Annotated in this window: 13 protein-coding genes; 8 read left to right on the forward strand and 5 right to left on the reverse strand. The window is 31.3% G+C overall.

The features are described 5' to 3' along the window. Nucleotides 1-15: 15 nt before the first annotated feature. Both hemC and hemA read right to left on the reverse strand, forming a co-directional pair. Nucleotides 16-930, reverse strand: a complete 915-nt coding sequence (hemC, locus tag Q1B05_RS01070; RefSeq protein WP_299776646.1) for a hydroxymethylbilane synthase — start codon at nt 928-930, stop codon at nt 16-18. Continuing rightward, the gene (hemA, locus tag Q1B05_RS01075) at nt 923-2,182 is read right to left on the reverse strand and encodes a glutamyl-tRNA reductase (protein ID WP_299776648.1); all 1,260 of its coding nucleotides are present in this window, start codon (nt 2,180-2,182) and stop codon (nt 923-925) included. The genes hemC and hemA overlap by 8 nt, the downstream gene beginning before the upstream one ends. A gap of 208 nt (nt 2,183-2,390) precedes the next feature. Here hemA and Q1B05_RS01080 point away from each other — a divergent pair, with 208 nt between their 5' ends. The 8 genes from Q1B05_RS01080 (at nt 2,391) to Q1B05_RS01115 (ending at nt 9,504) form a co-directional block, all read left to right on the forward strand. After that, nucleotides 2,391-3,275, forward strand: coding sequence for an AraC family transcriptional regulator (locus Q1B05_RS01080; protein WP_299776650.1), 885 nt, complete (start codon nt 2,391-2,393; stop codon nt 3,273-3,275). Nucleotides 3,276-3,281: 6 nt separating this feature from the next. After that, nucleotides 3,282-3,986 (forward strand): ThuA domain-containing protein, encoded by a 705-nt coding sequence (locus Q1B05_RS01085; RefSeq protein ID WP_299776652.1) that lies wholly within the window; start codon nt 3,282-3,284, stop codon nt 3,984-3,986. A gap of 10 nt (nt 3,987-3,996) precedes the next feature. Beyond that, complete coding sequence (locus Q1B05_RS01090) at nt 3,997-4,158, forward strand: hypothetical protein (RefSeq protein ID WP_299776654.1); 162 nt, start codon at nt 3,997-3,999, stop codon at nt 4,156-4,158. Between the two features lie 109 nt (nt 4,159-4,267). After that, complete coding sequence (gene hemH / locus Q1B05_RS01095) at nt 4,268-5,299, forward strand: ferrochelatase (RefSeq protein WP_299776656.1); 1,032 nt, start codon at nt 4,268-4,270, stop codon at nt 5,297-5,299. A gap of 2 nt (nt 5,300-5,301) precedes the next feature. Then, a complete protein-coding gene (locus Q1B05_RS01100; RefSeq protein WP_299776658.1) occupies nt 5,302-6,666 on the forward strand; it encodes an MATE family efflux transporter in 1,365 nt (454 codons plus the stop codon). Nucleotides 6,667-6,676: 10 nt separating this feature from the next. Then, entirely contained in the window at nt 6,677-7,225 is a 549-nt protein-coding gene (locus Q1B05_RS01105) for a CopD family protein (protein ID WP_299776660.1), read from the forward strand. A gap of 44 nt (nt 7,226-7,269) precedes the next feature. Continuing rightward, complete coding sequence (locus Q1B05_RS01110) at nt 7,270-8,721, forward strand: ATP-binding protein (protein ID WP_299776662.1); 1,452 nt, start codon at nt 7,270-7,272, stop codon at nt 8,719-8,721. Continuing rightward, entirely contained in the window at nt 8,722-9,504 is a 783-nt protein-coding gene (locus Q1B05_RS01115) for an enoyl-CoA hydratase-related protein (RefSeq protein ID WP_299777459.1), read from the forward strand. A gap of 61 nt (nt 9,505-9,565) precedes the next feature. Here the strand turns inward: Q1B05_RS01115 and Q1B05_RS01120 are convergent, their stop codons facing one another. From Q1B05_RS01120 to Q1B05_RS01130, 3 genes are all read right to left on the reverse strand, one after another. Then, nucleotides 9,566-10,174, reverse strand: coding sequence for a hypothetical protein (locus Q1B05_RS01120; protein ID WP_299776664.1), 609 nt, complete (start codon nt 10,172-10,174; stop codon nt 9,566-9,568). Nucleotides 10,175-10,662: 488 nt separating this feature from the next. Beyond that, complete coding sequence (locus Q1B05_RS01125) at nt 10,663-11,259, reverse strand: hypothetical protein (protein ID WP_299776667.1); 597 nt, start codon at nt 11,257-11,259, stop codon at nt 10,663-10,665. A gap of 511 nt (nt 11,260-11,770) precedes the next feature. Beyond that, nucleotides 11,771-12,367 carry a hypothetical protein gene (locus tag Q1B05_RS01130; protein ID WP_299776669.1) on the reverse strand — a complete coding sequence of 199 codons (597 nt, stop codon included), beginning with the start codon at nt 12,365-12,367 and terminating at the stop codon, nt 11,771-11,773. Nucleotides 12,368-12,446: the final 79 nt, after the last annotated feature.

Genomic DNA, 12,446 nt, shown 5'->3' on the forward strand with positions numbered 1-12,446 from the left:
TTTTTTGAGGTATTTTTATGAATTCATATCTTTTTTAATTGAATCCATTAGTTCTTTTCCACCTTTTTCAATGATTTCTAAGGCACATTGTTTTCCAAAATCTTTGTAATTTGCAAGAGAATCGGTTTTGTTTATACTTAGTTTTTTACTTCCGTCTAAGGCGAGTAAAACACCTGTAAAAGTAATTGTGTCTCCTGTAATTGTAGCAATACCTCCAATTGGTGCCGTACAACCTGCTTCTAATATACGTAAAAAATCACGTTCTACATGTGTGCAAATATCTGTTGGTACGTCGTTTAATTTTGAAATGGCTTCAGTAACTTCTTTATCCTTTTCTAAAGTTACAACAACCATAGCGCCTTGTGCAGGAGCAGGAATCATCCAATCTAATTCGATAAACTGTTCTGGTAGTATATTTATACGTTCTAATCCCGCTTTAGCAAATACCGCAGCATTCCAGGTGTTATTTTCTAATTTTTCAAGTCGTGTTATTACATTTCCTCTTAAATCTTCAACCTTATGGTTTGGGTATCTGTTTAACCATTGTGCTTTACGTCTTAAACTTCCTGTAGCAATAGTGCCTTCTGTTTCTAAAAAGTCTAAATCTTTATACACTAAAATATCATTTACATTAGCGCGTTCTAAAACGGCTGTTTGTATAATACCTTTAGGGAGCAATGTTGGTACATCTTTCATAGAATGCACGGCAATATCTACCGTGTCATTTAGCATAGCAATATCTAATGTTTTGGTGAAAATACCTGTTATACCTAGTTCGTAAAGAGGTTTGTCTAGTATAAGGTCTCCGGTCGATTTAACAGCAATAATTTCTGTTGAATATCCTAAGTCTTCTAAACGTGTTTGAACAGTTTTTGCCTGCCAAAGAGCTAATTGACTGTCTCTTGTGCCAATGCGAATAGTTTTATGCATTTGTTGATGTTTCTAGCTGAAACACTTTTTTAATAAGTTCTAGACTTTCGTTAGTCGAAAAATCTTCATCTTTTAAGTGATGCGCAAAATGATTTGTTATTTTCTGAATAATATTATTGCTAATTAACTCGGCTTGTGCTTCGTTAAAATCAGATATTTTTTTACGTTGAACATCTAATTCAGCCGATTTAAAATCTAATAATTTATTCTTTAAAGCTTTTATTGTAGGAGCAAATTTTCTAGTTTCTAACCAATCGTTAAATTCTTTTTTAACATCTTCAATAATGGTTTCGGCAACAGGAATGTATGCTTTTCTTTTTTCTAAGGTAGCATCTGTAATTTGCGATAAATAATCTAAATGAATTAATGTAACGCCATCTAATTCAGTTACATTTTCATGTACATTTTTAGGAATAGATAAATCTAAAATTAAAAGCGGTTTCTTAGTTTGTATTAAATGTTTGTCTACCGTTGGGTTTTGGGCTCCGGTAGCAACAACCAATACATCCGAATTATTTATTTCTTCCTGTAAATTTGCATAATCTTTAACAAGTAAGTTGAATTTTCCAGCAATACGTTCTGCTTTGTCTTTCGTTCTGTTTATTAAAGTAATTTGCTCGTTTTTAGTGTGTTTTACTAAATTTTCGCAAGTATTTCTGCCTATTTTTCCAGTGCCAAAAAGTAAAATATTTTTGTTAGAAATGTCTGGAACATTATTTAAAATGTAGTGTACAGAAGCAAAAGAGACAGAAGTTGCACCCGAAGAAATTTCGGTTTCCGTTTTTATACGTTTACTTGCTTGCGTTACCATAGTTGTTAAACGCTCTAAAAAAGTGTCTAGCAAACCTAGTTTTTTAGATAATTTAGCACTTGTTTTTAACTGACTAATAATTTCGAAATCCCCAAGAATCTGACTATCTAAACCTGATCCCACACGAAACATGTGTGCAATAGCTTCTTTGGTTTTATATACATAGGCTACTTTCTGAAACTCGTCTACAGTTCCTTTTGTGTTATCGCATAATAATTTGATAAGTTGAAAAGGGTGTTCTGCAAAACCATAGATTTCTGTTCTATTGCATGTAGAAGTCACTATCAAACTTTCAATACCTGTGGCTTTAGCCTGGTCTAGAAGATTTAACTTTGCCGCGTCATCAAGACTAAAATGTCCTCTAATTTCTGCGTCGGCTTTTTTATAACTTAATCCAATAGCATAAAAATAAGTGCCTCTAGATCCGTGATTTTGATTCATTAAATACGTTGGTTGCAAATTCAAAGCAAATGTATAATGAGTAAATGTAAAAAAGTAACGCTCAAAGAACTTTTAGTATCGTTTGTGGTTTTTTAGTTTAATTTTACAGTCTAAAGTAATAAATATCATACTTTTGTTAGGATAACAACGTTTTCGCTGGACTTAGTTTAGAAAGTGTCTAAATAAAAACGAATTATATTTAAAGGAAATGGAATCTAAAAATATCGCTGTAGGGACGTTTAATGAAACTTTTGTAGATCAAGGTTTTTTAGTGTTAACCTATAAAAATGAGGGGCTTGAAGTCCAGACAGTAGAGAAAGCCATAGATAGTAGTTTTATACAATTTCATTTTTGTTTAAAAGGATCTTCTGCTTTTAAGTTTAATCGGGGGAGTTATACATTAAATATAAATGAAGAAAACTCATTGCTTTTATATAATCCGCAACAGGATTTGCCTATTCATTTAGAGGTTAGCCCTAATTCTTGGTTGGTTACAGTATTAATTTCTATTAAAGAATTTCATGGTCTGTTTTCGCAAGAGGCTGGTTATATTACCTTTTTAAGTCACGATAATAAGGATAAAAAATACTACAAAGACGGAAAAATTTCGCCTTCTATGGCTATTGTGCTTACTCAAATGATACATTATAACTTGAACGAGTCTATTAAAAATTTGTATTTTAAAGGAAAAGCTTACGAATTGTTAAGTTTATATTTCAATAGAAGTGAAGATGCAGACACAGAACAATGTCCGTTTTTAGTAGATGAAACAAATGTGATTAAAATTAGAAAAGCAAAAGATATTATTATTTCTAGAATGGCAGAACCCCCAAGTTTGCAAGAGTTAGCAGACGAGATAGGACTGAGCCTTAAGAAGCTTAAAGAAGGATTTAAACAAATTTATGGCGATTCTGTTTTTAGTTTCCTTTTCGATTATAAAATGGAAGAAGCAAGAAAACTTCTTGAAACTGGAGGTTTAAATGTAAATGAAGTTGGTTTAAAAGTAGGCTATAGTACATCTAGTCATTTTATTTCAGCATTCAAAAAGAAGTATGGTACAACACCAAAAAAATATTTACAATCCACTAATTAAATACATATGAAATTTGTAATTGTTTTAGTTTTGTCTTGGTTAACAAATATTAACCCGCCAGCAGATCAGGTTCTAGTGTTTTCTAAAACTGAAGGATATAGGCATAAGGCTATAGAAATAGGAGTAGAAACTTTAGAAGCATTAGGTCTCGAAAACAATTTTACAGTTACCCATACTGAAGATGCTAAAGTGTTTAATTCTGAAGCTTTAAAAGCTTACAAATTGGTTGTGTTTTTAAATACAACAGGAGACGTTTTAGATGAAAAGCAACAAGAAGCATTTAAAACATTTATAAATGATGGAGGAAGTTTTTTAGGTGTTCATGCAGCATCAGATACAGAATTTAATTGGCCTTGGTATGGGAAATTAGTTGGTGCTTATTTTTTAGATCATCCAAAAATTTGCGAAGCCAATGTTGTTGTAACAGATGCTAATCATAAATCAACAACACATTTTAAGTCCAATTGGAAGCACTCTGACGAGTGGTATAATTTTAAAAATATAAGTCCAGATATTCATCCGCTTTTAATGGTCGATGAAACCTCTTACGAAGGTGGTAAAAATGGAAATTATCATCCTGTATCTTGGTGTCAAGAATTTGATGGCGGGCGTTCTTTTTACACCGCCCTAGGTCATACATTAGAGTCGTATAACGATACCGATTTTAGAGCCCATCTTTTAGGAGGAATTAACTATTGTTTAAACCGATAATTTGTGTGTTATGAAATATTTATCTCCAGAAATTGAAGCTTGGTCAAAAAATGAAAATGCTAAATCTTTAGTAAGGCCAGGCGTGTCTTGTGGCATTTTTCAAGATTGTAATTCTAATGAAGAGGCTTCTGTCTCGCCTTATCTTAAAAAATTGGAAGATAAGTCCAAATAGTTTTTTTTGAATTATAGTATAAATTATAATCAATTTCATTTAATAGTTTATAAGATAATACTATGATTAGAATATAGAATGATCATAATTTCTATTGTACTTTTGTGTTATGAAGAAAGGAATTTTACTAGTTAATTTAGGATCTCCTGAGAGTCCTACACCAAAAGATGTAAAAACATATTTGGGTGAATTTTTAATGGACGAGCGTGTTATCGATCTTCCATATATTGCTAGAGCAGCTCTTGTAAAAGGAATTATTTTAAAAACAAGACCTAAAGCTTCTGCAGCAGCGTATAAAAAAATATGGTGGGAAGAAGGTTCTCCCTTAATTGTGATTTCAGAACGTTTGCAAGCTAAAGTACAAAAGGAAGTAGAATATCCTGTTGCTTTGGCTATGCGTTATGGTTCTATGACTATAAAAAAAGGACTTCAAGAGTTGGTAGATAAAGGTGTAGAAGAGGTGTTTTTAATACCGCTGTATCCTCAGTTTGCAATGGCAACTACAGAAACCATTTTAGTGTTAGCTGAAGAACTTCGTCAAGCCCATTTTCCAAATCTTAAAATAGATCATTTACCAGCATTTTATAATAAACCAGATTATATTGAAGTGTTAAGTAATTCTATAAAACATCATCTTGAAGGAAAAACATACGATCATGTGTTGTTCTCTTATCATGGTGTTCCAGAACGTCATATTAGAAAAAGTGATGTTACAAAATCCCATTGTAAATTAGATGGTTCTTGTTGTAAAACACCATCAAAAGCACATGAATTTTGTTACAAACACCAATGTTTGGAGGTTACTAGGTTAGTGGGTGAGAAGCTTGGTTTTCAAGAAGGAGCATTTTCAACATCGTTCCAATCTAGATTAGGATTTGATCCATGGTTACAACCATATACAGATAGAACTATCGAGAGAATGGGGTTAGAAGGAACTAAGAATATTGCAATAATTACTCCTGCTTTTGTAAGTGATTGTTTAGAAACTTTAGAAGAAATAGCTATGGAAGGTCAAGAGCTTTTTCATGAAGTAGGAGGAAAAGAGTTTACAACTGTTCCTTGTTTAAATGAAGAACCAGAATGGTCTGGATTGTTAGCAAAGTGGATTAACAACTGGGCAAATACACCTGCTATAAAATAAAAATGACAAATAAGGTATCGGTAGATTTAGGTACAGAATCTATAAGTAAACTTATAATTAGGCAATCTGTGCCAGCATCTATAGGTATCTTAGTGATGTCTTTAAATGTTTTAGTAGATACTATTTTTGTAGGAAACTGGATAGGTTCTATAGCCATAGCGGCTATAAATGTAGTACTGCCTGTATCTTTTTTTATAGCGGCTTTAGGAATGTCTATAGGTATTGGTGGTTCTTCAATTATTTCTAGAGCCTTAGGTGCTAAAAATAAAGAAAAAGCCTTAGATACTTTCGGGAACCAGATTACTTTAACGGTGTTGCTTATCGCCATTTTTGTGTGTTTAGGATTGTTTTTTAAACATGAAATTATTTTAGCTTTTGGAGGTAAAGGCGATATTTTCGATCCTGCTAAAATTTACTATACCATTGTATTATATGGTGTCCCTTTTCTTGGGTTATCTATGGTAGGAAATAATGTGATTCGCGCAGAAGGGAATCCTAAATTTGCGATGTACGCCATGATGATTCCTGCTTTTGGGAATCTAATTTTCGATTATATCTTAATTAATCTTCTCGGTCAAGGTATGGCAGGCGCAGCTTGGGCTACAACAGGATCTAATGTGCTAGGATTTCTTTATGTATTTTGGTATTTCTTCTTGAATGATAAAACAGTTTTAAAAATAAATTGGTCGTATTTACGATTAAAATGGCATGTAATTTCTGAAATCGCCACACTTGGCTTTGTAACACTTGCACGTCAGGCTGTGGTTAGTGTTATGTATTTATTTATGAATAATATTTTATTTGATATAGGCGGAGAAGTTTCGGTTACTGCTTATGCTATTGTTGGACGCATGCTTATGTTTGCTTTATTTCCTGTTTTAGGTGTTACTCAAGGGTTTTTACCCATTGCAGGATATAACTATGGTGCAGAACAATACGATCGTGTTCGCTTATCTATAAATATAGCCATTAAATATGCCGCTATTTTAGCTACAATTGTATTTGTGTTACTTATGGCATTTCCAGAAAGTATTACAAGAATGTTTACGCAAGACCCTGAAGTATTAAAAGAGACACCATATGCCATGCGCTGGGTGTTTGCGGCAACACCAATTATAGCTTTGCAATTAATTGGAGCTGCGTATTTTCAGGCTATTGGTAAAGCTAAACCTGCTTTACTTTTAACATTAACACGTCAAGGTTTTTTCTTTATTCCGCTAATTTTAATTTTACCGAATTTTTATGGTGAATTAGGCGTATGGATGTCGTTTCCCATTTCAGATGTATTATCTACCATTGTTACCGGCTATTTTTTAAGAAGAGAAATAAAAACAGATTTAATTACAAAGAGTACAATTACAACTTAAACCATTTGTTATGGAATATTATAATTATATAAAATCGCTTCATCTTATTTTTGTTATCACTTGGTTTGCAGGTCTTTTTTATATTCCTAGATTGTTTGTCTATCAAATAGAATCATTTCACAAGCCCTCTCCTGATAAGGAGATTTTAGGAACACAGTTGAAGTTAATGACTAGGCGATTATGGAACATTATTACTTGGCCATCGGCTATTTTGGCAACAATATTTGCTATTTGGTTACTCATTCTTATGCCTGCTTGGCTGCAACAACCTTGGATGCATGTAAAATTAGGTTTTGTTATATTATTGTTTATTTATCATTTAAAAACACATCAATATTTTAAACAATTACAGCGCGACGATGTGAGAAAAAGTTCTAGTTATATGAGGCTTTGGAATGAAGGTGCGACTTTTATTCTTTTTGCTGTTGTATTTTTGGTAATTTTAAAAAGTACTTTTAATTGGATTTTTGGAGTTGTAGGAATTTTTCTGCTTGGTGTGCTTATTATGCTAGGTTTTAAAGTCTATAAACGTATACGTGCTAAAAATCCGAATGCGTAAACAATGGCTTGATTATTGTTGCCTATAGGACACGGTAAAATCTTATGAAACTTAAAAAAATATCTTTACGACTTCGCATATTTGTGGCTATGCTTTTTGTGGTTGTGTTAGCCTCTGTTTTAATAGTAGGTGTTGCTATTTATCAATATGGAGAAGAGGCGATTGATTACCACCAACAACGATTAGAACGTAAGGAGAAGAATATAAAATCGCATATTAATTATATAATTAAGCAAACCTCTTACGAAGTTAAAACAGAAAAGCTTCCGTATATTTTTAAAGATAAGATTTACGAGATAGCAAGTATTCATAACTTACAAGTTAATATTTACGATTTAGATGGCTCTATATTAACATCTTCTCGAGCTGGTTTTTCTCAAGATTCTATACCTCATTGTGTAAATACCGATATTTTAAATACACTTTCTAATACTGCAAAACATACTTTTGTAGAGAAACGTACTGAGAATAATAAAATATACCAATCGTCTTATTCATATATTACAGATCAGAAATTTAAGCCGCTTGCAATTCTGAATTTACCTTATTTAGAGGACGATGATTTTCTTGCTAAAGAGTTAGACGAATTTTTAGAGCGTATAAGTTATGCATATTTATTTATGTTGGCTTTAGCCACAGCTATTGCGTTTTTCTTGGCTAATTATATTACTAAATCTATTAAAACAATAAGTGATAAAATTAATAGTACCACGTTAGAAAAACGTAATGCACGTATTGATGTTGAAGATGCGAGTGAAGAAATTTCGACATTGGTAGAAGCGTACAATAGTATGATCGATCAGTTGGAAGATAGTGCTAAGCAATTGGCAAAAAGCGAACGGGAACAAGCGTGGCGAGAAATGGCTAAACAAGTTGCACACGAGATTAAAAACCCGTTAACGCCAATGCGATTAAGTGTTCAGAATTTTCAGCGTAAGTTTAGACCAGATGATCCTGATATTCATCATAAAGTAGAAGAATATTCAGAGACTTTAATTCAGCAAATAGATACTATGAGTTCTATTGCATCAGCATTTTCAAACTTTGCTAATATGCCCGCTCAGCAAAATGAAACACTAAATGTTGTAAATACGGTACGTTTATCTTTAGATATCTTTAATAAGGATTACATTGTATTTCTAGCAGAACGTGAAGAAATTATTACAACTTTCGATAAAACACAACTAATTAGAATTGTTACTAATTTGGTTAAAAATGCCATTCAATCCATTCCCGACGATCGTATTCCTAAAATTGTAGTACATGTATCTTTACAGGATAACATTATAAAAATTACGGTCTCAGATAATGGAATTGGAATTGAAGAAGAAAATAAAACGAGCGTTTTCGAACCTAAATTTACAACTAAATCTGGAGGTATGGGACTTGGTTTAGCAATGGTTAAGAATATACTAGAAACCCATAATGGACATATTACTTTTAATACACAACTAACCAAGGGTACGACGTTTGTGGTTACCTTTCCTAAAAAATAAATTATGATTTTTAACATTTTATCAGAATTTCAAGATGGTATTACTACAATAACCATTAACAGACCAACAAAATTAAATGCCTTAAACAAAGCAACAATTAAAGAATTGCACCGTGCTTTTAAAGCTGCAGATGAAGACAATGATACACGAGTTATTATTGTAACCGGAAATGGAGAAAAAGCGTTTGTTGCAGGTGCAGATATTAGTGAATTTGCAGGTTTTGATAAAGAAAAAGGTGCTAAACTTGCTGCAAAAGGACATGAGATGCTATTTGATTTTGTTCAGAATTTATCTACACCCGTTATTGCAGCGGTTAATGGCTTCGCTTTAGGTGGTGGTTTGGAGTTAGCAATGGCTTGTCATTTTAGGGTTGCTAGTGAAAATGCTAAAATGGGATTACCAGAAGTGTCTTTAGGTGTTATTCCTGGTTATGGTGGTACGCAACGTTTACCTCAATTAATTGGTAAAGGACGTGCTATGGAAATGATAATGACGGGCGGTATGATTAATGCAGAACAAGCTTTAAGTTATGGTCTAGTTAATCATGTTGTTGCTCAGGATGAATTATTATCTTTTTGTGAAGACATTGCTCGTAAAATTAAAAATAATTCGCCAAAAGCAATCGGTGAAGCTATTAAAGCGATTAACTCTGGTTTTAAATCGGGAGTTAATGGTTATAAAAAAGAAATTAAAGGTTTTGGTAAATGTTTTGGAACCGAAGATTTTAAGGAAGGTACTACTGCATTTTTAGAAAAACGTAAAGCAGAATTTACAGGAAAATAAACATAAAAAAGAGTGGACTGTTAACAGTCCACTCAAGTTAGTTGGTAAAAGGTTACCAGTTTTAGATGCTGAAGTATTCTACGTAATTTCTGCCGTTAGCGGTAACGACTACTTTGTATTTTCCTTCGTGTATTTTTTTAAAGCTATAGATGCGTTCTATTTTAGTAGAGTCTGTAAATTCTTCATTACATACTAAGTCATATCCAGAACTGTTTCTGTTGCTCTCATAAAAAATGTTTATTTCTACATTTTCTTTTCCTAAATCTAATTTAGAAAAGTATAAATAATTGTCTTTAATTTTTAAAACGGGTTTAAAAATAGTTTTCTCTTTCCCTTTCTCGAATGTTACTTCGTTTAAAGCGACTTTAAAAGGAATAATTTTAATTTGAAAATCCTTTTCGTATTCAAAAAAGTATTTCCCGTTAGGTAATGCTGTTAAGTCAAATTTATTACTAAAAAGACCTTCTTGTTTTATAGTTTTTTTATAAAGTACTAATCCATATATATCTTTAATAGATAATTGTTGTCCTGCTTTTACGTTGTCTAATGTTAACGTGATTTCCATGCTTTCTTTTTCTACTTTTAAAGAAGAAAGGTTGTTGGCGAAACCTGTTGCGATGCTAGTAACCATAACTAACATGCAAATACTGTGTGTGATTACTTTTTTCATAATTAAATATTTATTTTTTTTGATTATTTAACTTGTTCAAATATAGAGGGTTATCGGCTGTTGCAAAACATCAATATTGGCTACTTTATATTCTATTTTAACCGTTAAATTAGCGTTATCTAAATATGAAGTTAATTTAGTATATGTTTTAGGTAATCTTAGATATAACGTGGTTTTACAGCTTATAGGTAGATTTGTAAGCTGTGCTAAATTGTCTTTTAGTTTAACTGAATATTAGATAAATGTTATTCCCAATATTTTCTTACATCTTAATGTAAACTACTCCGACTTAAAACAGCACTTTTTAGATGAAATTCTGGTTGATTTTAGATTAGGTAGAAACTGTTTTAAAGCAGATATCTAATTTGGTTAAAATAATGATAAAAGAAGGAACCCCGTTTTATTCATTAAAACCAAAACCTTTTAAACAAAAAAAGAGTGAACTTTTAAAAGTTCACTCTTTAAGATATTTTGAATCTAATTAAATTTTAGATGCTGAAGTATTCTACGAATTCTCTACCGTTAGTTTTAACGACTACTTTGTAGTTTCCTTTTACTTCTTTAGATAAGCTATATACACGTTGAATATTTGCTGTATCTGTGAATTTCTCAGTATTAATGACTTCGTAATTGTTATTGTTGTCAAATGAAAGTGTAACAGTTACATCTTTTTTATCTAATTCTAATTTAGATAAGTAAACTAAATTGTTTTTAACTTTTACAATTGGTTTAAAGATTACTTTTACGTCTGGAGAAAATGTTACTTCTCCTGTTTTAACATTAAAAGGAATTACTTTAATTTGATTTGATTTTTCGTGTTCGAAAAAATACGTTCCATTAGGTAACGTTGAAAAGTCGAAAGTGTTATTTACACTTCCAGAAGTTTTAAAAGTTTTATTATAAAGAATAAACCCTTTAGTGTCTTTAATATATAATAGTTGACCAGCTTCTACATTGTCTAATGTTAATGTAATCTCCATGTCTCTTCTTCCGTCAAAATCAGATGACAAGTTGCTCGCAAATCCTGATGCAAAGCTGGTAGCGACTACCAACAAGCAAATACTAAGTGTCATTATTTTTTTCATAATTAATTTTTTATCTATTAACATATGTCAAAGATAAATAGATAGCAGGTGTTACAAAACATCAATATTGGCTACTTTATATTCTATTTTAACCAGTGATTTCATGTATGTAGATTGTTGGGTTAATTTAGTATAGGTTGGGGGTAATTCTTTATATAATTTACATTTTTAGCTTGCTAGTGATGTTTTTTGCTATGTAAAATTAACTTCAGATTACAGGCTTGTTCTTTTATATATGATGTGTTGAATATCTAGTGTATTACACTTTTAATTTGATATTGAATTTAGATGCTATTCAAACGGCCTCAACTTAATATGTAGATCTTTTAATTAATACTGCAATTATGTTTTGCTTTTGAATCTGATTAAATATTGATTTAATTAATTCTTGAAGATCATTATTATAGATGAATAGATCTAGTTTAATTTATTAAGTTCAGAACCTTATAAACAAAAAAAAGCGTGAACTTCTATAAGTTCACGCTTTAAATATTTTGAATCTAATTAAATTTTAGATGCTGAAGTATTCTACGAATTCTCTACCGTTAGCTTTAACAACCACTTTGTAGTTTCCTGATTCTTTTTTAGATAAGTTATATGCACGTTGAATATTTGCTGTATCTGTAAATTTTTCTTTATTAATGACTTCGTAATTGTTATTGTTGTCAAATGAAAGAGTAACAGTTACATCTTTTTTATCTAATTCTAATTTAGATAAGTAAACAGTGTTATTTTTTACTTTAACAACTGGTTTGTAAATTACTTTTTCGTTTGGAGAGAATGTTACTTCTCCTGTTTTAACATTAAAAGGAATTACTTTAATTTGATTTGATTTTTCGTGTTCGAAAAAATACGTTCCATTAGGTAGTGATGAAAAGTCGAAAGTGTTATTTACACTTCCAGAAGTTTTAAAAGTTTTATTATAAAGAATAAACCCTTTAGTGTCTTTAATATATAATAGTTGACCAGCTTCTACATTGTCTAATGTTAATGTAATCTCCATGTCTCTTCTTCCATCAAAATCAGATGACAAGTTGCTCGCAAATCCTGATGCAAAGCTGGTAGCGACTACCAACAAGCAAATACTAAGTGTCATTATTTTTTTCATAATTAATTTTTTATTTATTAACATATGTCAAAGATAAATAGATAGCAGGTGTTACAAAACATCAATATCGGCTACTTTA

The sequence above is a fragment of the uncultured Formosa sp. genome, from assembly GCF_947500765.1.
In the GTDB taxonomy this organism is placed as follows: Bacteria; Bacteroidota; Bacteroidia; order Flavobacteriales; family Flavobacteriaceae; genus Formosa.

Excerpts from the sequence above, each read along its gene's own strand:
- hemC (WP_299776646.1), bottom strand. The coding sequence starts at position 930 with ATGCATAAAACTATTCGCATTGGCACAAGAGACAGTCAATTAGCTCTT.
- hemA (WP_299776648.1), bottom strand. The coding sequence starts at position 2,182 with ATGAATCAAAATCACGGATCTAGAGGCACTTATTTTTATGCTATTGGA.
- Q1B05_RS01080 (WP_299776650.1), top strand. The coding sequence starts at position 2,391 with ATGGAATCTAAAAATATCGCTGTAGGGACGTTTAATGAAACTTTTGTA.
- Q1B05_RS01085 (WP_299776652.1), top strand. The coding sequence starts at position 3,282 with ATGAAATTTGTAATTGTTTTAGTTTTGTCTTGGTTAACAAATATTAAC.
- Q1B05_RS01090 (WP_299776654.1), top strand. The coding sequence starts at position 3,997 with ATGAAATATTTATCTCCAGAAATTGAAGCTTGGTCAAAAAATGAAAAT.
- hemH (WP_299776656.1), top strand. The coding sequence starts at position 4,268 with ATGAAGAAAGGAATTTTACTAGTTAATTTAGGATCTCCTGAGAGTCCT.
- Q1B05_RS01100 (WP_299776658.1), top strand. The coding sequence starts at position 5,302 with ATGACAAATAAGGTATCGGTAGATTTAGGTACAGAATCTATAAGTAAA.
- Q1B05_RS01105 (WP_299776660.1), top strand. The coding sequence starts at position 6,677 with ATGGAATATTATAATTATATAAAATCGCTTCATCTTATTTTTGTTATC.
- Q1B05_RS01110 (WP_299776662.1), top strand. The coding sequence starts at position 7,270 with ATGAAACTTAAAAAAATATCTTTACGACTTCGCATATTTGTGGCTATG.
- Q1B05_RS01120 (WP_299776664.1), bottom strand. The coding sequence starts at position 10,174 with ATGAAAAAAGTAATCACACACAGTATTTGCATGTTAGTTATGGTTACT.
- Q1B05_RS01125 (WP_299776667.1), bottom strand. The coding sequence starts at position 11,259 with ATGAAAAAAATAATGACACTTAGTATTTGCTTGTTGGTAGTCGCTACC.
- Q1B05_RS01130 (WP_299776669.1), bottom strand. The coding sequence starts at position 12,367 with ATGAAAAAAATAATGACACTTAGTATTTGCTTGTTGGTAGTCGCTACC.